This window comes from Nonomuraea spiralis (assembly GCF_014648435.1).
Taxonomy (GTDB): domain Bacteria; phylum Actinomycetota; class Actinomycetes; order Streptosporangiales; family Streptosporangiaceae; genus Nonomuraea; species Nonomuraea spiralis.
In genome coordinates this window covers 517,422-536,434 of sequence record NZ_BMRC01000004.1, presented here as the reverse complement: position 1 = coordinate 536,434, position 19,013 = coordinate 517,422, and the positions used below count along the sequence as shown (strand labels likewise).

Genomic DNA, 19,013 nt, shown 5'->3' with positions numbered 1-19,013 from the left:
GCCCGGCACCTGCCCAGCGGTCCTCCCGGCATGCCTGTCTTTGCGCCGGGGCAGCGAGACCTTTGCCCACGGGTGATCCCTACACTCGTCGTCCATGAACGATCCCGACGTCCACCAGCTCAGGAGGGCCAGCGCCGAGCGCGGGCACCTGCGTCCGCGCGGGCCCGAGCTGCCGTACGTGACGGACCTGACCGGGCCGCGCGGGCTGCGGCTGCGGCACTACCGGCCGGCGGAGGAACGTCGGCCGCTCGTGGTGTACCTGCACGGGGGCGCGTGGGTGTTCTGCGACCTGGACACGCACGACCGGTTCTGCCGGCTGCTGGCCGACGGGTGCGGGGTGGAGGTGATGGCGGTGGACTACCGGCTGGCGCCCGAGCACCCGTACCCGGGCGCGGTCGAGGACGCGGTGGAGGTGCTGCGCTGGGCCCGTCCGGTCGCGGTGGCGGGTGACAGCGCGGGCGCTTACCTGGCCACGATGGCCTGCCTGGCGCTACGGGACGAGGGCGGCCCGCTGCCCGCCGTCCAGATCCTGGTCTGCCCCAACACCGATCTCACGCTCTCCCAGCCGAGCGTACGGGAGAAGGGCACCGGTCACGCGCTCGACGAGGACTTTCTCGCCTGGGCCGTACGGCAGTGGGCGCCCGACCCGGCGCGGCGCGCCGATCCGCGGCTGAGCCCGATGCTCGTGCCCGACCTGCGCGGGCTGCCCGCCGCACTGATCGTCACCGCCGAGCACGACGCCCTCAGGGACGAGGGCGAGACGTACGCCAGGCGGCTGGCCGAGGCGGGTGTGCCGGTCACGCGGCGCAGGGAGCCCGGCCTCGCGCACGGGTTCCAGCAGAACACCGACCCCGTGTCGCAGGCCGCCGTAGACCGCCTGCTCACCGACGCGCGCCACCTGCTGGAAGCGGCGTCGAGCTGACCGCCCGCCGGACGCGGTGCCGAACCGGCAGTCTGCCGGAAGCGGTGCCGGAAGCGGTGTCGGGTTAACCGAGCAGGACCGTCGTGAGGGCGACGGGCAGGGCGCCGCACCGCCTGGGGCTCGCGGCGCCCGATCGGGCGCCGGAGGCCAGGCGGTCCAGAAACGTCGCGGACGCCCCCGCGAAGCTCACGCGCATCATTGCGCGCGCTCGGACTCCTGCTCGGAACCCGTGGACGGGTACATCTCCTCCCGCGGCGTGTCCGCGCCCAGCTCCTCGCGCAGCCGGTCGTAGTCGATGTTGTGGTTGGTGTACTTCAGCTGGCGAGCGACCTTCGTCTGCTTCGCCTTGGCTCTTCCTCGGCCCATGGCTACTCCCTAGTCCCCGCTGTCATGCTATCCAACAACGTTACGACTTGAAGAATTATGCAACTGCGCTGGATTAGTCTTGCAATATGCACGTGGAGGTCTACCAGGCCAAGGCCGACTTCTTCAGGACGCTCGGCCACCCCGCTCGCATCAGAGTGTTGGAGCTGCTCCAGGAAGGGCCACTGCCCGTCAGGGACCTGCTGGCCCAGATCGACATCGAGGCGTCGAGCCTCTCACAACAGCTTGCGGTCCTGCGCAGGGCCGGGATCGTGAGCGCCATCCGCGAAGGCAGCACGGTGGTCTACACGCTGGCCACTCCCGAGCTGGCCGACCTGCTGGGGGCCGCCCGCCGCATCCTCACCGACATGCTGGCCGACCAGGGAGAGCTCCTGGCCGAGCTGCGGGCGGAGGTCACTTAGCGGCGGCGGCGCGACGGCGGACGATCTTCGGGTAACGGGCGGTGAAGACGGCGGGGACGACGAACGAGAGCACCTTGACGGCGATGACCACCGTGGTGGCGTGGGGGGCCGCGGCCAGCACGAACGTCAGCGAGACGGCGGCGAGCGTGAACGCCACCGCCCACACCGTCGTGATGACCACGTTGACGCGGTAGAACGCGGGGGTCTCCCAGATCTCCTTCGGCGCCATCGTGCGCGCGATGCCCAGCGTGAACGGCTTGCGGATGGCCATCGAGCCCCAGGCCGTGCCGGCCAGCCAGACGTTGACCAGCGCGGGGCCGTACGGCGTGAGCGGCGAGTGCGGGGCCACCAAGGAGACCACCGTGAGCAGGGCGAAGAAGATCGCGGCGCTGGTCTCGATGACGATCTCGTCCCAGGCCCGGCCGGACCGGCGGTCGATGACCACGAGGGCGAGAGCGATCACGAAACCGGTGATGGCGCCCCAGCGCCACTCGTCGCCGGTGGCGATGACCGCGTAGACGACCCAGGGGAGGAAACCGAGCAGACCGCGCATCGTGGAACTCCTTAGACATTCCTGTGTAGACATGTCGAAGGTAGAACCTCCTGCCGCGATATGTCAATATAGGAATATGAGCTTGAGACACGCCGTGCTGGGTCTCCTCGCCGAGGGACCGGCGAGCGGCTACGACCTGCTGAAGACCTTCGACGTCTCATTGTCCAACGTCTGGCCGGCCACCCAGAGCCAGCTCTACGCAGAGCTGGGCAAACTTGCCGAGGCCGGGCTCGTGAACGTGGCCGCCGAAGGCCCCCGGGGCCGCAAGGAGTACGAGATCACCCAGGAGGGCCGCGCCGAGCTGCGCCACTGGATCACCGAGGTCGAGCCGACCAGGGTCGGGCGCAGTGACATGCTGCTGCGCGTGTTCTTCCTCGGCCAGGTCGATCCCGAGCAGGCCCGCGCGTACCTGCGCCGCCAGGCCGAGGTGGTGGGCCGGCACCTGGAGCACATGCAGGCCATCAAGGGCTTCGTCGAGAGCGGCGAGGACAACCTGTCGGTCTACGGCCGCCTGGCCCTGGAGTACGGCATGCGGCTCGGCGCCGTGCAGAAGTCGTGGGCCGAATGGGCGGAGGGGCAGATCCGTTAGGCTCCTGCCCATGGTCTCCGAGCTGTTCGATCCGAAGATGTGGCAGGTCGTCGAGGGCTTCGACTTCACCGACATCACCTACCACCGTGCCCTCGACCAGGGCACGGTGCGGGTCGCCTTCAACCGTCCCGAAGTGCGCAACGCCTTCAGGCCGCAGACGGTCGACGAGCTCTACCGGGCTCTCGACCACGCCAGGCAGACCACCGACGTCGGCTGCGTGCTGCTCACCGGCAACGGCCCCTCGCCCAAGGACGGCGGGTGGGCCTTCTGCTCCGGCGGCGACCAGCGCATCAGGGGCAAGGACGGCTACCAGTACGCCGACGGCTCGCCCGCGACCGGGCGCCTGCACATCCTTGAGGTGCAGCGCCTGATCCGCTTCATGCCCAAGATCGTGATCTGCGTGGTGCCGGGCTGGGCCGCGGGCGGTGGCCACAGCCTCCACGTCGTGGCCGATCTCACACTCGCCAGCGCCGAGCACGCCCGCTTCAAACAGACCGACGCCGACGTGGCCAGCTTCGACGGCGGCTTCGGGTCGGCCTACCTGGCGCGGCAGGTCGGGCAGAAGTTCGCCCGCGAGATCTTCTTCCTCGGCGACACCTACACCGCGGCCGACGCCCACCGCATGGGCATGGTCAACGCCGTCGTCCCGCACGCCGAGCTGGAGTCGACGGCGCTGGAGTGGGCCCGCAAGATCAACGGCAAGTCGCCGACCGCCCAGCGCATGCTGAAGTTCGCCTTCAACATGATCGACGACGGGCTCGTGGGCCAGCAGGTCTTCGCCGGCGAGGCGACGCGGCTGGCGTACATGACGGACGAGGCCGCCGAGGGCCGTGACTCCTTCCTGGAGAAGCGGGCGCCCGACTGGTCGCCCTACCCCTGGCACTTCTAGCCACGGACTCCGCGCCGGGAGGCAGACTTGGGTGATGAAGATCAAGGTGCCCGAGGCGTTGACCGAGTCACATGTGAAGATGGACGGGGAGAAGGGCCGCGCCTGGTCGGCCGGCCTGCCCGCGCTGGCCGAGCGTTACCTGGAGGAATGGGCTCTGCGGCTGGACGAGGGCCGGCCCATGCACGGCGTGGTCTCCCTCGTGCTGCCCGTCGTACGGGAGGACGGCACCAGAGCGGCGCTCAAGCTCCAGCCCGTCACCGACGAGAACGCCACCGAGGCGCCCGGCCTGCGCACGTGGGCCGGGAAGGGGTCGGTGCTGCTGCTCGACGAGGACCCGGAGACCGGCACCCTGCTGCTCGAACGCCTCGACTCCGCCCGCCCGCTGTCGGCCGTCCCCGACGACGTCGAGGCGCTGACGATCCTGACCGAGTTGCTGGGCCGGTTGACCGCCTTCCCCGCTCCGCCCGGGATGCGCCGCCTTGGGGACATCGCCAAGGACATGCTGGCCGACGTGGACAAGGCGGTGACCGCGCTGCCCCGGGAAGGGGACAGGCACTGGCTGCGGTGGTGCGCCGACACGGTCGCCGAGCTCGTCGGCGAGCCGGGCGACCGGCTGCTGCACTGGGACCTGCACTACGACAACGTGCTGGCCGCCGAGCGGGAGCCGTGGCTCGCCATCGACCCCAAGCCGCTGGCCGGCGACCCCGGCTTCGACCTGTGGCCCGCCCTGGACAACCGGTGGGAGGCCGTGGTCGCCACCGGTGACCCGGTCCGGGGCGTGCTGCGACGGTTCGACCTGATGGTGGACGCGCTGGGCCTCGACCCGGCCAGGGCGGCCGGCTGGACCCTCGGCCGGCTCCTGCAGAACGCGCTCTGGGACGTCGAGGACGGCGAGACCGAGCTCAACGAGACCGGCCTGGTGATCGGCGAGGCCATGCGCCACCGTCAGTAGCCCGCCCCACGTAGAACCCGCCCCACGTAGAGCCCTGGTCAGGACGCCCCGCCGGCCAGGGCGGTCGGCTCGCGCGCGCCTGGCCAGCATCTGGGCCCGGGTCTCCGACGGGCCGGTGGCCGCGTGCGAACTGGTGGACAGCGAGCAGTCCACGCTCGGCCAGTCCCAGGGGTGAGCAGGCCGCCGGCGGGCGCGGCGGGTGTGTGCGTTCAGTCGGAGAGGCGGCGGAGGAAGTCGCGGACCAGCGCGGCGATCTGCGGGCCGCGCGTCTCCAGGGCGAAATGGCCCGCGTCCAGGAGCTGGATCTGCACGCGCTTGGTGTCCCGGTCGAAGGCGAGGGCGCCGTCGGGGCCGAAGATCTCGTCGTGCCGCCCCCACACGGCCAGCACCGGCGTCTGGTTGGTACGCAGGTACTCCTGCCACTCCGGGTAGAGGCCCAGGTTGCGGCCGTAGTCCACGAAGAGGGCGAGCTGGACGGCGTGGTTGCCGGGCCGGTCGAGACGGGCCTGGTCCAGGACCGCCTTGTCCGGGTTGACCAGGCCGGAGTCACGGACGCCGTGCGTGTACTGCCAGTGGGTGGCCTCGGGCGTGAGCAGGCCGAGCAGCGCGGAGGTGTTCTCCTCGGACGGGTCGGCCCACGCCTTGCGCAGCGGCTCCCAGAAGGGCGTCAGCCCCTCCTCGTACGCGTTGCCGTTCTGGGTGACGATGCCGGTGACGCGTTCCGGGTGGCGGACGGCGAGCCGGAAGCCGACCGGGGCGCCGTAGTCGTGCACGTAGAGGGCGTACTTGGTGAGGCCCAGGGTGTCGAGCAGCTGGTCGACGACGTCGGCCAGGTGGTCGAAGGTGTAGTCCCACTCGTCGGCGGCGGGGGCCGAGCTGTGGCCGAATCCGGGGTAGTCGGGCGCGATCAGGTGGAACTCGTCGGCCAGCTCGGCGATCAGCTCCTGGTAGGCCACCGACGAGGTCGGGAACCCGTGCAGCAGCACCAGCGTGGGCGCCGAGGGGTCGCCCGCCTCCCGGTAGAACACGTCGAGGCCGTCGATCACAGCGGTGCGGTACTGAACAGTCATGTCAACACACTCTCTAACCGGCTAAATCCGTTTTGATGGTTAAGTGATAGCATGCCAAGAGATAACCAGTCAAATCGCTTTGAGGGGTTAGAAGCAGTGAGGATACGGCCGCTCCGCGACGAGCCCTTGGCGCTGGACCTGGTGGACACCGTGTGGGTGGACCAGGGCGCCCTGTTGGACCAGTTCGACGACCTGGAAGGCGTGCGCGCCTGGCTCGGCGATCACGGCCTGCCGGGCGCGGACGACCTGGAACGAGTGCGCGACCGCCTCGTCCTCGCGCGGGACGCGCTGCGCGGGCTGCTCGAAGGGCGGGGGCACGACCGGCTCAACGCGGTGCTCGACGAGGGCTCGACCAGGCCCCGGTTCGGCGACGACGGCCCGCGCGACACGGTCGTGGTGTCCGACCCGGCCTGGGAGGCGGCCTGGACGGCGGCCGCCGCCGTCGTCCCCCTCCTGCGGGAGCGTCCCGAACGGCTGCGCAAGTGCGCGAACCCGGCCTGCGTCCTGTGGTTCCTGGACGTGAGCAAGAACGGCAGCCGCAGGTGGTGCTCGATGGAGGTGTGCGGCAACCGCGCGAAGGCGGGCCGGTTCAGCCAGCGCCACAAGAGCGCCGGCTGACCGGCCCGCCGGGGGATCTCGGCGCGCGTCCTCAGGCCGTCACCAGGACGACCTTGCCCCGGCCGTGGCCGGTCTCGACCTCGCGATGGGCGTCGGCGGCCTCGTCCAGCCGGTACGTCCGCCGCACCGGGAAGACGAAGCGGCCCTCGGCGTACAGCGTGGCGTACCGGCCGAGGCGTTCGGCGGTGCGCTCGCCCATCACGGTCCTGACGCCCAGTTCGGCCGCCTTGCCGTGCTCGACCATCGTGACGATGCGCCCGCGGTCGGCGACCAGTTCGAGCGAGACCTCCAGGGCGTGCCCACCGGCGCCGTCGAGGGCCGCGTCCACGCCGCCGGGGGCGAGTGCGCGTACCCGGTCGGCGAGCCCGTCCCCGTAGGCGACCGGGATCGCGCCGAGCTCGCGCAGGTGTTCGTGGTTCACCTCACGGGCGGTGCCGATCACCGTGGCGCCCCGCATGCGGGCGATCTGTACGGCCGCCGTCCCCACCGACCCGGCCGCCCCGTGCACGAGCAGCGTGTCGCCCTCCCCGACCGCCAGGGCGTCGAGGGCCAGCTCGGCCGTCTGGACGCCGGACGTCAGCCCGCCGGCCGCCTCCCAGGGGATCCCGGCGGGCTTGGGAGCCACGTCGGCGGCCGGGACGACGACGTACTCGGCGTAGGCGAACAGGCGCGAGAACCCCAGCACCTCGTCACCGGCCGACACCCCGGCCACCCCGTCGCCCACCTGGTCGACCACGCCGGCGAACTCGTTGCCGGGGATGCGCGGCCACGGCACGTCCCCCAGGTACGGCGGCAGCCAACCCGCCCGTACGGCCGTGTCGAACGGCTGCACACCGGCCGCCCGCACCCGTACGCGCACCTCTCCCGGGCCCGCCTGCGGCGCGGGCACCTCCATCACCTTCAGCACCTCGGGTCCGCCCGGTTCGGCGAACGCTGCAGCCCTCATCACTTCGCTCATGTCCCTGAGCTTGCTACCTCAACCGCACTTGAGGTCAAGTCGGATAACTTTCCATATGAACTCGGGAACTTTCCGCTTTAGTCACGCTTTATATGTATATAGTCCGTCAGAACACACCGGGGGATGGGCAGACCGAGGGTTGATGACCGAGTTCTCACACGCCGCTCTGAGCTTTCCGACTGTCATTTTCAGTTTCCTTCTCGCGGCCGTGGTGGCTTATTGGCTGGCCGTCATCGCCGGCCTGTTCGACCTCGATCACGACGCGCCCTGGCTGGGCCTCGGGGGTGTGCCCGCCGGGATCGCGTTGTCCCTGCTGATCGCGATCGCCTGGCTGCTGAGCCTGATCGGCGGCCAGGTGCTGCCGGACGGCGCGCGGATCGCCGTGCCCTTCGCCGCGGCGGCCGGCGCCTGGCTCGCCACGCGCGCCCTGATCACGCCTCTGCGCAGGGCGTTCCCGGACGGCGGACACCACTCGCGCGGCGACCTCGTCGGCCGCCCGTGCGTGATCCGCACCGGCGCCGCCACCGCCGACTTCGGCCAGGCCGAGGTCGCCTCCGCGGACGGCTCGACCGCGATCGTCCAGGTCCGTACGACCGGACGGGACCGCCTGGCCCGCGGCGACAAAGCACTCATCTTCGAATACGACAAAGACGGCGAATTCTTCTGGGTCATGCCCTACGAAAGCGAGATCTGATGGACGTCATCTCCACGGGCTTCGGCGTATTTCTCGCCGTGGTCCTGGTCATCGTGATTGGCCTGCTCGTCATCATCGGCCGCCTATTCCGCAAGGTGGAACAGGGCAAGGCGCTGATCGTGTCGAAGGTCAACAAGGTGGACGTGACGTTCACCGGCGCCATCGTGCTGCCCGTCGTCCACAAGGCCGAGACCATGGACATCTCGGTGAAGACCATCGAGATCACGCGTACCGGCCGCGAGGGGCTGATCTGCCGGGACAACATCAGGGCCGACATCAAGATCACGTTCTTCGTCCGGGTGAACAAGACCGCCGAGGACGTCATCAAGGTCGCCCAGGCCATCGGCACCGCCAGGGCCAGCGACGAGAACACGCTCCAGGAGCTGTTCAGCGCCAAGTTCTCCGAGGCGCTGAAGACGGCCGGCAAGCACCTCGACTTCGTCGACCTCTACACCAAGCGGGACGAGTTCCGCGACGAGATCATCCGGCTCATCGGCACCGACCTGAACGGCTACAGCCTTGAGGACGCCGCCATCGACTACCTGGAGCAGACCGCGCTCACCCAGCTCGACTCCAGCAACATCCTGGACGCGCAGGGCATCAGGAAGATCACCGAGCTGACCGCGCTGGAGCACGTACGGACCAACGAGTTCCAGCGGGCGGAGGAGAAGGAGATCACCCGCCAGAACGTGGACGCCCGCGAGGCCATCCTGGAGCTCCAGCGCCGCCAGGCCGACGCCGAGCTCAAGCAGCGCCGCGAGATCGAGACCGTCAAGGCCCGCGAGGAGGCGGAGATCTCCCGCGTACAGGCCGAGGAGCGGCTGCGCGCGCAGACGGCCGGCATCAAGACCGACGAGCAGCTCGGCGTGCAGCGCGAGAACCAGGCCCGCGAGGTGGCGGTCGCCGAGAAGAACCGCGAGCGGGTGCTCGCGATCGAGAGCGAGCGCATCGAGAAGGACCGCCTGCTGGAGGTCATCGCCCGCGAGCGGGAGACCGAGTTGTCGCGCATCGCGAAGGACAAGGAGGTCGAGACCGAGAAGCGGTCGATCGCCGAGGTCATCCGCGAGCGCATCGCGGTCGACAAGACCGTGGCCGAGCAGGAGGAGAGCATCAAGCGGCTGCGCGTGGTCGAGGAGGCCGAGCGCACCCGCCAGCAGGTGATCATCGCGGCCGAGGCCGAGGCGCAGGAGAACCTGGTCAAGGACATCAAGGCGGCCGAGGCGGCGGAGGCGGCCTCGAAGTTCAGGGCCCGCGAGGAACTGGTGCTGGCCGAGGCCAAGCAGCAGGCCGCGGAGATGGAGGCGCGGGCCAAGATCCGGCTCGCGGAGGGCGTCCAGGCCGAGTCCGCCGCCGCCGGGCTCGCGCAGGTGCAGGTCAAGGAGCGCGACGCGGACGCCATCGAGAAGGTGGGCCGCGCCGAGGCCCTGGCCCTGGGCGAGAGGCTGCGGGCCGAGGCCGACGGCGCGCGGGCCATGGCGGTGATCGAGGGCGACCGGCTCAAGGCGCAGGCCGAGGGCGAGCAGGCCATGGCGCTGGCCGGCGCCACCGCGATCGGCGAGAAGCTGAAGGCCGAGGCCGAGGGCCTGACCCAGAAGGCCGCCGCGATGGCGGCCCTGGACGAGGCCAGCCGGGGCCACGAGGAGTACCGCCTGCGCCTGGAGGCCGACAAGGAGATCAGGCTCAAGCACATCGACGTCACCCGCCAGGTTGCCGAGTCGCAGGCCAGCGTGCTGGCGGCGGGCCTGTCCAGGGCCAACATCGACATCGTCGGCGGCGACACGATGTTCTTCGACAAGGTGGTCGGCTCGATCACCGCGGGCAAGGCGGTGGACGGCTTCGTGGGCCACTCGGAGGTGGCCGGGGCCCTGGTGAAGCCGTACCTGAACGGGACGGCCAGCCTGGCGGCCGACCTCGCGAGCGTGGTCGGCGGGGTGCGCACCGAGGACATCAAGAACCTGACCGTCTCAGCCGTGCTCATGCGGCTCATCCAGGACGGCGGCCCGCAGTCGTCGGCGCTCGGCGAGCTGCTGGAGACCGCGCGGCGCCTGGGGGTGGCCGACTCCCCGGTGGCCGCGCTGACGGCGGCGGCGAAGGGCTGACGTGAGCACCACCGGGCTGGAAGCCGGGACCTACGAGGTTCTCAGGAACCGTCTCCAGACGCAGGCCAAGGCTCTCGCGGCGGCGGCCGACGAGGTCAACGGGCAGCGGCTGCGCGTCTTCGGCGGCGCGGAGCTGCGCCTGCTCGGCACCGAGCGGATCAGGACCGAGAACAACTGCGTCCCGAGGGACATCGTCTCGCTGGGCGAGGTGATGTTGTTCGGCTACAACGTCTTCATCGGGCTCAAGCCGGAGACGACCGTGGCCGACGTGTTCGCCGTGCACCGCTTCACCAGGGACGGGGACACGTTCACGTTCGAGACCGGCAAGCTGGAGACGCTGGAGGAGCCGGCGTTCAGGAAGGACTTCGCCGAGCTGTACCGGTACTACAAGGAGACCAGTCTCCAGCAGCTCAGGCGGGTCGAGGGCAAGCTGCTGGCGGTGTTCAGGACGGGTCCGGCGGACACGCGGGTGCTCAGATGGGCGGTCAGCAACGGCGGAGTCCCGAAATATCTGGACAACCGGGGAGAACGGGACCACGTCTTCCCCCCGTCCCACGACTTCGAGTGGACGCCGACCACCCGCGACGACCACGTGCTCGGCCGCCATCCGCACATCTCGATCGAGGGCGAGGTCTTCGTCGAGACCATCGGCGGCGACCTGACCATCAAGGTCGAGAACAACACCGAGACCGGCGCGGGCGTCTACTCCGAGCCGGTCGCCGAACGCCTCCAGTCCCTGGCCGACGCCGACGTCGAGTACGCCAGGGTCGGGCCGCTCGTGCTCATGCGGATCAGGCCGTACAAGGAGCCGGACTGGCGGCATCTGGTCTTCAACACCCGTACCAAGGCGGTGACCAGGCTCGACGGCATCGGCCAGTCCTGCCAGCGGCTGCCCGAGGACCAGGGGCTGATCTTCCCGGGCGGGTACTACCTGGCGACCGGGATCAGCAAGACGTTCGACACGGACGTGACGGACCTGGAGTTCGAGCGGGTCGTGCGCTCCCCCAACGGCGAGGACGTCCTGTACGTCTTCCACGCCCGGGGCGACGGCCGCTCGTTGCTGCTGCCGTACAACGTGATCAGGAAGGAGGTGGCCAACCCCATCGTCTGCCACGGGTACTCGCTGTTCGACGACGGCACGATGGTGGTCTTCCGCGCCCTCTCCGAGGAGCCGACCCGGGTCCACCCGATGCAGGTGTGGCAGACGCCGTACGTGTCCGACACCTACGCCGCCGCCCAGCCCGCCGGGACCGGGCCCCTGGAGCGCATCGGCAACGCCGAGCTGGTGCGCGGCATCTCCGACTGCCTGTCCGTGGCCCGCATGGTCGAGGAGATGGCGGCGTCGGCGGCCACGTTCGAGGCGCTGATCGCCGCCTGCACCCGCGCGGCCGACTCCTACCACTGGCTCGGCGAGCACGGTCTCGCCGAGCCGCTCGCCGACGTACGCGCCACCGCCGAGCAGGTGCTCGACGAGTACGAGAACGTCGAGGAGCTCACCCGCCAGGCCGCCGGCACCCTGGCGGCGGCGGCCGAGGAGACCACCCACCTGGTACGCCAGGCCGCCGCCGACACCCCGGCCACCGCCGACGCCTGGGTCACCACGCTGGCCGGTCTGCGCAGGCAGCAGGGCCGCCTGGTGACCCTGCGCGACGTCCGCCACCTGGACCTCACCCGCCTGGACGAGCTGTCCGCCGCCGTGACCGGGGAACTGGCCGCGACCGGCAGGCGGGCGGTCGCCTTCCTGGAGGGCGCCGACGCGTTCACCGCCTACCACGCGGCGGTCGAACGGCTGGCCGCCGACGCCGCCGCGATCGCGACCGTGGCCGAGGCCGCGCCGGTCGCCGAGCGGCTGGCCGAGCAGGCGGAGGGCCTGGAGGTGGTGACGGAGGTCGTCGGCTCCCTGGACATCGCCGACGCCACCGTCCGCACGTCGATCCTGGGCCGGATCGCCGAGGTGCTCGCCGGGGTGAACCGGGCGCGGGCCGTGCTCGACGGACGCCGGCGCGAGTTGCTGGGCTCGGAGGGCCGCGCGGCCTTCGCCGCCGAGTTCGCCCTGTTCGGGCAGGCCGTCTCGGGCGCGCTGGCGATGGCCGACACACCGGACAAGTGCGACGAGCAACTGGGCCGCCTGATGCTCCAGGTGGAGGGCCTGGAGTCGCGCTTCGGCGAGTTCGACGACTTCGCCGCCCAGCTCGCGGCCAAGCGGGACGAGGTCTACGAGGCGTTCTCGGCCAGGAAGCAGACCCAGCTCGACGGCCTGGCCAGGCGGGCCGACCGGCTCTTCGCCTCGGCCGAGCGCATCCTGGGCAGCGTGACCGGGCGGCTGGCGGCGCTGAAGTCGGCGGACGAGGTCAACACGTACTTCGCCACCGATCCGATGGTCGGCAGGATCCGTACGGCGGCGGCCGAGCTGCGTTCGCTGGGCGACGCCGTACGGGCCGAGGAGCTCGACGGGCGGGTCAAGGCGGCGCAGCAGGAGGCCGGTCGTGCCCTGCGGGACCGCCTGGACCTGTTCTCCGACGGCGGCGAGACGCTGCGCCTCGGCCACCACCGCTTCGCGGTCAACACCCAGCCCATCGACCTGACGCTGGTCCCGCACGTGGAGCGAGGGGGGACCGGCCGCGACGGCGAACACGTCGTCATGCAGTTCGCGATCACCGGCACCGACTACCGGGCGCCCGTGCCGGCCTCGTTCGCCGACACCCGCCCGTTCTGGGACCAGCTCCTGGTGTCGGAGACGCCGGACATGTACCGGGCCGAGCACCTGGCCGTCTCCCTCCTGGCGTCCGTACGGCCCGGCGATCCCCTGGCCGACCTCGTACGCCAGGCCGCCGAGCAACGCTACGACGAGGGCTACGAACGCGGCGTGCACGACCACGACGCCGCCCTCATCCTGGACGCCCTGCTCCGCCTGCACGAGGACGCGGGCCTCCTGCGTTACCCGCCCGAGGCCCGCGCGGCGGCCCAGCTCTTCTGGGCCTTCGGGACGGACGAGGTTTCACGTAAAACATTCGCCACCAGAGCCGCTTCCCTGGTCCGCGCCCGTGCGGTCTTCGGTCGTACACCGGCCCTGGAGAGCCTGGCCGCCGAGCTCGGCACGCTGATCGCCGCCTTCTCCACGGACCAGGACGCCGGGGAGAGCCTGGCCGGGCTCGCCGGTGAGTACCTGGTCGAGGAGCTGGGCGGCACTCCGGCCGGCTTCGTGACCAGCAAGGCCGCCCGCGACCTCCTCGACGGCTTCCGGCAGCGGCTCGGCCCGGCCGGGACCCGCGAGTTCGAGGGCGAGCTGGCCGCGCTGCCCCTGCCCGAGCGGCTGCAGCTCGCCCGCGCCTGGATCGGCGCCTACCAGCAGCGTCCCGAGGTGGCCGAGGCCGTCGCCGTGCACCTGTGCGACCTGCCCCGGCACGACTCCGGCGCCGCCACCGAGGAGACCGTCGAGGGCCTGCTCGGCGCCCACCCGCGCATCGAGGACCGCAGGCTGCGGATCAGGCTCGACGAGCTGCTGACCAGGGCCCACGCCTTTACCCGGGAGCGGGTCCCGGCCTACCGCGCCTACCAGCGCCGCCGCAACGAGCTGGTCGAGCAGGAACGCCACCGGCTGCGCCTGGACGAGTACAAGCCCAAGGTCATGAGCGCGTTCGTCCGCAACCGCCTGCTCGACGAGGTCTACCTGCCGCTGATCGGCGACAACCTGGCCAAGCAGCTCGGCGCGGCGGGCGCGGGCAAGCGCACCGACCAGATGGGCCTGCTGCTGCTCATCTCGCCGCCCGGCTACGGCAAGACCACCCTGATGGAGTACGTCGCCAGCCGGCTCGGCCTGGTCTTCGTCAAGGTGAACGGCCCGGCCCTCGGCCACGGCGTCACCTCGCTCGACCCGGCCGACGCGCCCGACGCCACGGCCAGGCAGGAGGTCGAGAAGATCTCCTTCGCCCTGGAGACCGGCAACAACACCCTGCTCTACCTGGACGACATCCAGCACACCTCGCCGGAGCTGCTGCAGAAGTTCATCTCGCTGTGCGACGCCCAGCGCCGCATCGAGGGTGTCTGGAACGGCCGGACCCGCACGTACGACCTGCGCGGCAAGCGCTTCGCGGTGTGCATGGCGGGCAACCCGTACACCGAGTCCGGGCAGCGTTTCCGTATCCCGGACATGCTGGCCAACCGCGCCGACGTGTGGAACCTGGGCGACGTGCTCTCCGGCAGGGACGACCTGTTCGCGCTGAGCTACGTGGACAACGCACTGACCTCCAACCCGGTCCTCGCGCCGCTCTCGGGCCGCGACCGCGCCGACGTCGAACTGCTGGTACGCCTGGCCAAGGGCGACCCGGCCGTCCGCCCCGACCAGCTCAGGCACCCCTACGGCAAGGCCGAGCTGGACCAGGTGCTCAGCGTCCTGGCCAAGCTGGTACGGGTCCAGGAGGTCGTGCTGGCCAACAACACGGCGTACATCGCCTCGGCGTCGCAGTCGGAGGCGTCCAGGACCGAGCCGCCGTACCGGTTGCAGGGGTCGTACCGGAACATGAACAAGCTGGCCGAACGCATCGTGCCCGCCATGAACGACGACGAGCTGGAGGCGGTGATCGACGACCACTACCTGGGCGAGGCGCAGACCCTCACCCAGGACGCCGAGGCGAACCTGCTCAAGCTGGCCGAGTTGCGCGGCCGCCTCACCCCCGCCCAGGCGGCGCGGTGGGCGGAGATCAAGGCGGCCTTCCTGAGGGCCAGGGCCCTCGGGGGGGACGGCGACGACCCGATGTCCAGAGCGGTGGGCGCCCTGGGCCTGCTGGCCGACCGGGTGGGCGAGGTCGGGTCGGCCATCAGGGAGGCGGACCGCTGAGGAGCTGGGCCACTCTGGCGCCTGCGCGCAGCTCCAGGTGGGAGCCGGTGAAGGCGGCGCGCATACGGCGGTCGTGGGTGACGATCACCAGCGCGCCCCGGTAGCGGGCCAGCGCCTCCTCAAGCTGCTCCACCAGCATCGGTGACAGGTGGTTGGTCGGCTCGTCCAGCAGGAGCAGGTCCACCGGGTCGCTGACCAGGCGGGCCAGCTCGACCCTGCGGCGCTGCCCGTACGAGAGGTCGGCCAGCCTCCGGCGCAGGTCGTCCGGCCGGAACAGGCCGAGGCCGAGCAGCCGGTCGGCGTGCTCGTCGAGGCTGCCCGGCCGTCCTTCGGCGAAGGCCGCGAGGACGGTACGGTCCAGCCGTACCGCCTGGTCGTCCTGGCGGAGCAGGCCGGCGCGTCCGGACCGGCGTACGGTTCCCTCGTCGGGGCGCAGTTCGCCGGCGAGCACGCGCATGAGCGTGGTCTTGCCCGCGCCGTTCGGCCCGGTGACCAGCACCCGCTCGCCCCGCCGTACGACCAGCTCCTCCACCCGCAGCCGGCCCGCCACCCGCACCGCCTCCACCACGACCGCCGGGGATTCCCCCGGCGCGACCCCGCCCTCCGAGGGCGGGGTGGTGGTGAGGGCGGCGGTGAAGCGGAGGGGGACGGGCGGCGGCGGGACCGGGTGCTCGTGGAGCCACCGCATGCGCTGTTGCGACTGCCTGACGCGCCCCGCCGCCCCGTGCGTACGCGCCCGCGCCCGCCACGCCCCGGTGCCCATCCCCGCCTGGGCCATCCGGCGCGGTACGGCCGCCATCCGCCCCGCGTTGGCCGCCACCAGACCCGTGTGCCGGGCCAGCTCGGACCTCCACTCCTCGTGGGCCCGCACATGCGCGGCCCGTTCGGCGGCCTTGGCCGCGAGGTAGCCCGGATACCCGTCGCCGTAGCGGCGCACCCGCCCGTCGGAGACCTCCAGGATCACCGAGGTGACCCGGTCGAGGAACGCCCGGTCGTGGGTGATCGCGACGACCGTGCCGCGGTGCTCGCGCAGGTGCCGTTCGAGCCAGGCGACGGCCTGGTCGTCCAGGTCGTTGGTCGGCTCGTCGAGCAGCAGCAACTCCGGCGCGGCGGCCAGCGTCGCGGCCAGGACCAGCCTGGACCGCTCGCCGCCCGACAGCGTCGAGATCGGGCGGTCCCGGTCGAGGCCGGGCAGGCCCAGGCCGTGCAGCGCGATCTCCACGCGGGTGTCGGCGTCGTAGCCGCCGCGCGCCTCGAACTCCGCGACGGCCTCGGCGTAGGCGTCCAGGTCGGTGGCGGCGAGCGCGCGCATCCGCGCCTCGACCTCGCGCAGCTCGGCCAGGGCCAGGTCGATCACGTCGGCCACGATGGCGTGCGGCGGCAGCTCCAGCGACTGCGGGAGGTGTCCCACGCCGCCGGGCGCGACCACGGTCAGTTCGCCGTTGTCCGGACGTTCGACGCCGGCCATGAGCTTGAGCAGCGTGGACTTGCCCGAGCCGTTGTCGCCGATGACGCCGGCCTTCTCGCCCGGCCTGACGGTGAGGGACACCCGGTCCAGGACGACCCGGGTGTCGTAACGCTTGGTGATCTCGGTAAGTGCCAATTGGGCAGCGGTACGCATAGAGGCTCCACCTCCTCGTCTCAACGCGGATATGACCGGTACGAGGCGCGGCGGAGCGAACGGCTCAACGCGGTGGCGCCTCGGGCGCGAGAATCACAGGAAGCAGTAGCCCATATCGCCGGATACGGTAACCCGTAACCGGATCTTTGTACAGCCCTTTATTCGGCACGCAGCGCCGCGGTGGCCTCCCGTTGCAGGGCCGTGGACCGCGTGAGGTAGCCGGCGATCAGGGCCAGCTCGTCGTCGGTGTAGTCGTCGTACAGGCCGTTCATGGCGGCCACGAACGGCTCGAACAGCTCGCCGAACCCCGCCAGCCGCTCCCAGTTGATCTCGACGATGACCCGGCGCCGGTCCTTGGTGTCGCGGACCCTGCGTACCAGCCACTTGGCCTCCAGCCGGTCGATCAGCCCGCTGATCGACGCCGGGGCCAGGCCGGTGTGCTGGGAGAGCTCACCCGCGGTCAGCGGCCCGAGGCGTTGCAGCAGGTCGAGCGTCTTCTCCTCGGTCATCCCCAGGCCCAGCCGCTCGCCCATGGCGCTGTGGTACATGACCGCGGCGTTGCTGCTCTCGCGGCCCGCCTCGACCAGCTCGTCCAACAATTTCTTTCGATGCTCCGAAATATCCCTGGACATCCCTCAAACCCCCTCATAATATTTCGTTCGACCGAACGAAAGGATATCACCATGAAGGTCCTGATCATAGGCTGCGGCATCGGCGGCCTGCGCGACGAGGCCGCCCGGCGCGGCATCCCCATCTCGTACGGCAAACGCCTGGTCTCCTTCGACGACACCGGCGACGAGGTCGTGGCCTCCTTCGAGGACGGCACGTCGGCCACCGGCGACCTGCTGATCGCCTGCGACGGCGTGCACTCGCGCACCCGCTCGCTCCTCGACCCCGCCGCGCCCGGCCCGCGCTACAGCGGCCTGTACAGCTTCGGCGGCATCGTCCGGGACGCCGGCGTCAGCGGCGAGCCCGGCGTCTACAACATGGTCTTCGGCAAGCGGGCCTTCTTCGGCTACACGGTGTCCGGCTCGGGCGACACGTGGTGGTTCGCGAACCTGCCCAGGCGGCTCGGCGACGTGCCGGCGGACTGGAAGCCGGTCCTGGTGGAGGCGTTCGAGGGGGACGCGAACGTCTCGGCCGACATCATCCGCCGCAGCCCGGTCGACCTGGCGCTGCCGGTGTACGACCTGCCGCCGGTCCCCGTCTGGCACAAGGGCCGCGTCCTGCTCACCGGGGACGCCGCGCACGCCACCTCGCCCAGCTCCGGCCAGGGCGCCTCGCTGGCCGTCGAGGACGCGGTCGTGCTGGCCAGGTGCCTGCGGGAGAGCAAGGGCCACCGCGAGGCGTTCGAACGCTTCGAGGCCGAACGGCGGCCCAGGGTGGAACGGGTCGTGGCCTACTCCAGGACGATCAGCAACAGCAAGGCCGCGGGCCCGGTCGCCCGGGTCTTCCGCGACCTGATGTTGCCGATGTTCCTGAAGAAGAGCGCGAGCCAGGAGTCACTGGCCTGGATGTACCGCCACCAGGTCAGCCTGTGACACCGCGGCGGCGGAGGCGGGCAGCAGCGGCAGCCGTACGTCGGGGGTGGGGATCAGGCCCCTGGCGTGCAGGACACCCTTGATCACGGTCGGGTTGGGCTCGGCGAAGAGCGCGTGGGAGACCCGGGCCAGCCGGTGCCCGAGCGGGCGCGCCGTGGCCACGTCGCCGGCCTGCCAGGCGTCCACCAGCTCGACGAAGCTCCTGGTCAGCACGTGCGCGGAGGCCAGGATGCCGCCGGAGGCGCCGAGCGCGAGCAGCGGCGAGACGAACGCGTCGTCGCCGCCGACCACCTCGAACCCGTCGGGCAGGTCACCGAGCAGGTCGATCGTGTCCTGGTCGATGCCGCCCACGGCGTACTTGACGCCCGCGATGTTGGGATGTTCCCCGAGTGCCCGCAGTGTCGCGGCGCCCACGGCCTGTCCGGTCCGGTAGGGGATGTGGTAGATCACCAGCGGCACGGGTGACGCCTCGGCCAGCGCCTCGAAGTGCGCGATCACGCCGCGCTCGCCGGGCCGCAGGAAGTACGGCACGGTCACCAGCGCCGCCCCCACCCCGCCGGGCAGCTCGCGCAGCGCCGCGGCGGTCGTACGGGTGTCGTTCCCCGTCACGCCCACGGTCAGCAACGCCTCGCGCTCCGCGCACACCCGTACGCAGGTGTCGATCACCAGGGCGCGCTCCGCGGGGTCGAGCGCGGCCACCTCGGCCGTCGTGCCCAGCGCCACGAGCCCGGCCGCGCCCTCGTCCAGCATCTGCCCGGCCAGTTTCTCGACCGCGTCGGCGGCCACCTCACCCGACGACGTGAACGGCGTGACCAGCGGTACGTGGATTCCTCTCAGCATGCTTCGAGCCTGCCGTCCGGCGACCTGTTAGGTCCAGTTCGGATT

The 19,013-nt window shown here is 71.2% G+C and carries 17 protein-coding genes; 10 read left to right on the top strand and 7 right to left on the bottom strand.

Translation table 11 applies throughout. From position 1 onward, the window contains the following. Positions 1-94 precede the first annotated feature (94 nt). Complete coding sequence (locus tag IEZ27_RS12870; RefSeq protein WP_189647341.1) at positions 95-922, top strand: alpha/beta hydrolase; 828 nt, start codon at positions 95-97, stop codon at positions 920-922. A 195-nt stretch (positions 923-1,117) separates the two neighbouring features. Here the strand turns inward: IEZ27_RS12870 and IEZ27_RS53820 are convergent, their stop codons facing one another. Beyond that, positions 1,118-1,288, bottom strand: a complete 171-nt coding sequence (locus IEZ27_RS53820; RefSeq protein ID WP_125640400.1) for a DUF3073 domain-containing protein — start codon at positions 1,286-1,288, stop codon at positions 1,118-1,120. 86 nt (positions 1,289-1,374) lie between these two features. Between IEZ27_RS53820 and IEZ27_RS12860 the strand changes: the two genes are divergently transcribed. Further along, a complete protein-coding gene (locus IEZ27_RS12860) occupies positions 1,375-1,707 on the top strand; it encodes an ArsR/SmtB family transcription factor (RefSeq protein WP_043615149.1) in 333 nt (110 codons plus the stop codon). Here the strand turns inward: IEZ27_RS12860 and IEZ27_RS12855 are convergent. After that, a complete protein-coding gene (locus IEZ27_RS12855) occupies positions 1,700-2,260 on the bottom strand; it encodes a hypothetical protein (RefSeq protein WP_125640403.1) in 561 nt (186 codons plus the stop codon). The two genes, IEZ27_RS12860 and IEZ27_RS12855, sit on opposite strands and share 8 nt — an antisense overlap. A gap of 76 nt (positions 2,261-2,336) precedes the next feature. On the opposite strand from IEZ27_RS12855, the gene IEZ27_RS12850 reads away from it, so the two are divergent. From IEZ27_RS12850 to IEZ27_RS12840, 3 genes are read left to right on the top strand one after another with little or no spacing between them, the layout of a single operon-like run. Then, a complete protein-coding gene (locus IEZ27_RS12850) occupies positions 2,337-2,849 on the top strand; it encodes a PadR family transcriptional regulator (RefSeq protein ID WP_189647340.1) in 513 nt (170 codons plus the stop codon). A gap of 10 nt (positions 2,850-2,859) precedes the next feature. Then, positions 2,860-3,738 (top strand): 1,4-dihydroxy-2-naphthoyl-CoA synthase, encoded by an 879-nt coding sequence (locus IEZ27_RS12845; RefSeq protein ID WP_125640407.1) that lies wholly within the window; start codon positions 2,860-2,862, stop codon positions 3,736-3,738. A gap of 34 nt (positions 3,739-3,772) precedes the next feature. After that, the gene (locus tag IEZ27_RS12840; RefSeq protein WP_189647339.1) at positions 3,773-4,690 is read left to right on the top strand and encodes an aminoglycoside phosphotransferase family protein; all 918 of its coding nucleotides are present in this window, start codon (positions 3,773-3,775) and stop codon (positions 4,688-4,690) included. 209 nt (positions 4,691-4,899) lie between these two features. On the opposite strand, the gene IEZ27_RS12835 is transcribed toward IEZ27_RS12840, so the two are convergent. Beyond that, a complete protein-coding gene (locus tag IEZ27_RS12835) occupies positions 4,900-5,760 on the bottom strand; it encodes an alpha/beta fold hydrolase (RefSeq protein WP_189647338.1) in 861 nt (286 codons plus the stop codon). A 96-nt stretch (positions 5,761-5,856) separates the two neighbouring features. On the opposite strand from IEZ27_RS12835, the gene IEZ27_RS12830 reads away from it, so the two are divergent. Then, on the top strand, positions 5,857-6,378 hold the full coding sequence (locus IEZ27_RS12830) for a CGNR zinc finger domain-containing protein (RefSeq protein ID WP_229823918.1): 522 nt from the start codon (positions 5,857-5,859) through the stop codon (positions 6,376-6,378). 31 nt (positions 6,379-6,409) lie between these two features. On the opposite strand, the gene IEZ27_RS12825 is transcribed toward IEZ27_RS12830, so the two are convergent. Beyond that, positions 6,410-7,324, bottom strand: a complete 915-nt coding sequence (locus IEZ27_RS12825) for an NADP-dependent oxidoreductase (protein ID WP_189647418.1) — start codon at positions 7,322-7,324, stop codon at positions 6,410-6,412. A 220-nt stretch (positions 7,325-7,544) separates the two neighbouring features. Here IEZ27_RS12825 and IEZ27_RS12820 point away from each other — a divergent pair, with 220 nt between their 5' ends. The 3 genes from IEZ27_RS12820 to IEZ27_RS12810 are packed head-to-tail and all read left to right on the top strand — an operon-like array spanning position 7,545 to position 14,966. After that, the gene (locus IEZ27_RS12820; protein WP_229823917.1) at positions 7,545-8,030 is read left to right on the top strand and encodes a hypothetical protein; all 486 of its coding nucleotides are present in this window, start codon (positions 7,545-7,547) and stop codon (positions 8,028-8,030) included. After that, positions 8,030-10,129 carry an SPFH domain-containing protein gene (locus IEZ27_RS12815; RefSeq protein ID WP_189647335.1) on the top strand — a complete coding sequence of 700 codons (2,100 nt, stop codon included), beginning with the start codon at positions 8,030-8,032 and terminating at the stop codon, positions 10,127-10,129. Before IEZ27_RS12820 ends, IEZ27_RS12815 begins: the two co-directional genes overlap by 1 nt. 1 nt (position 10,130) lies before the next feature. Beyond that, positions 10,131-14,966 (top strand): DNA repair ATPase, encoded by a 4,836-nt coding sequence (locus IEZ27_RS12810; RefSeq protein ID WP_189647334.1) that lies wholly within the window; start codon positions 10,131-10,133, stop codon positions 14,964-14,966. Here IEZ27_RS12810 and abc-f read toward each other — a convergent pair. Continuing rightward, the gene (abc-f, locus tag IEZ27_RS12805; protein WP_189647333.1) at positions 14,947-16,587 is read right to left on the bottom strand and encodes a ribosomal protection-like ABC-F family protein; all 1,641 of its coding nucleotides are present in this window, start codon (positions 16,585-16,587) and stop codon (positions 14,947-14,949) included. The genes IEZ27_RS12810 and abc-f overlap by 20 nt on opposite strands. Positions 16,588-16,745: 158 nt before the next feature. Then, a complete protein-coding gene (locus tag IEZ27_RS12800) occupies positions 16,746-17,186 on the bottom strand; it encodes a MarR family winged helix-turn-helix transcriptional regulator (protein ID WP_229823916.1) in 441 nt (146 codons plus the stop codon). Between the two features lie 84 nt (positions 17,187-17,270). Between IEZ27_RS12800 and IEZ27_RS12795 the strand changes: the two genes are divergently transcribed. Then, the gene (locus tag IEZ27_RS12795; protein WP_189647331.1) at positions 17,271-18,128 is read left to right on the top strand and encodes an FAD-dependent oxidoreductase; all 858 of its coding nucleotides are present in this window, start codon (positions 17,271-17,273) and stop codon (positions 18,126-18,128) included. Here the strand turns inward: IEZ27_RS12795 and IEZ27_RS12790 are convergent. Beyond that, positions 18,090-18,968 carry a 4-hydroxy-tetrahydrodipicolinate synthase family protein gene (locus tag IEZ27_RS12790; protein WP_189647330.1) on the bottom strand — a complete coding sequence of 293 codons (879 nt, stop codon included), beginning with the start codon at positions 18,966-18,968 and terminating at the stop codon, positions 18,090-18,092. The two genes, IEZ27_RS12795 and IEZ27_RS12790, sit on opposite strands and share 39 nt — an antisense overlap. Positions 18,969-19,013: the final 45 nt, after the last annotated feature.

Excerpts from the sequence above, each read along its gene's own strand:
- IEZ27_RS12845 (WP_125640407.1), top strand. The coding sequence starts at position 2,860 with ATGGTCTCCGAGCTGTTCGATCCGAAGATGTGGCAGGTCGTCGAGGGC.
- abc-f (WP_189647333.1), bottom strand. The coding sequence starts at position 16,587 with ATGCGTACCGCTGCCCAATTGGCACTTACCGAGATCACCAAGCGTTAC.
- IEZ27_RS12860 (WP_043615149.1), top strand. The coding sequence starts at position 1,375 with ATGCACGTGGAGGTCTACCAGGCCAAGGCCGACTTCTTCAGGACGCTC.
- IEZ27_RS53820 (WP_125640400.1), bottom strand. The coding sequence starts at position 1,288 with ATGGGCCGAGGAAGAGCCAAGGCGAAGCAGACGAAGGTCGCTCGCCAG.
- IEZ27_RS12790 (WP_189647330.1), bottom strand. The coding sequence starts at position 18,968 with ATGCTGAGAGGAATCCACGTACCGCTGGTCACGCCGTTCACGTCGTCG.
- IEZ27_RS12870 (WP_189647341.1), top strand. The coding sequence starts at position 95 with ATGAACGATCCCGACGTCCACCAGCTCAGGAGGGCCAGCGCCGAGCGC.
- IEZ27_RS12825 (WP_189647418.1), bottom strand. The coding sequence starts at position 7,324 with ATGAGGGCTGCAGCGTTCGCCGAACCGGGCGGACCCGAGGTGCTGAAG.
- IEZ27_RS12840 (WP_189647339.1), top strand. The coding sequence starts at position 3,773 with ATGAAGATCAAGGTGCCCGAGGCGTTGACCGAGTCACATGTGAAGATG.
- IEZ27_RS12855 (WP_125640403.1), bottom strand. The coding sequence starts at position 2,260 with ATGCGCGGTCTGCTCGGTTTCCTCCCCTGGGTCGTCTACGCGGTCATC.
- IEZ27_RS12835 (WP_189647338.1), bottom strand. The coding sequence starts at position 5,760 with ATGACTGTTCAGTACCGCACCGCTGTGATCGACGGCCTCGACGTGTTC.
- IEZ27_RS12795 (WP_189647331.1), top strand. The coding sequence starts at position 17,271 with ATGAAGGTCCTGATCATAGGCTGCGGCATCGGCGGCCTGCGCGACGAG.
- IEZ27_RS12815 (WP_189647335.1), top strand. The coding sequence starts at position 8,030 with ATGGACGTCATCTCCACGGGCTTCGGCGTATTTCTCGCCGTGGTCCTG.
- IEZ27_RS12850 (WP_189647340.1), top strand. The coding sequence starts at position 2,337 with ATGAGCTTGAGACACGCCGTGCTGGGTCTCCTCGCCGAGGGACCGGCG.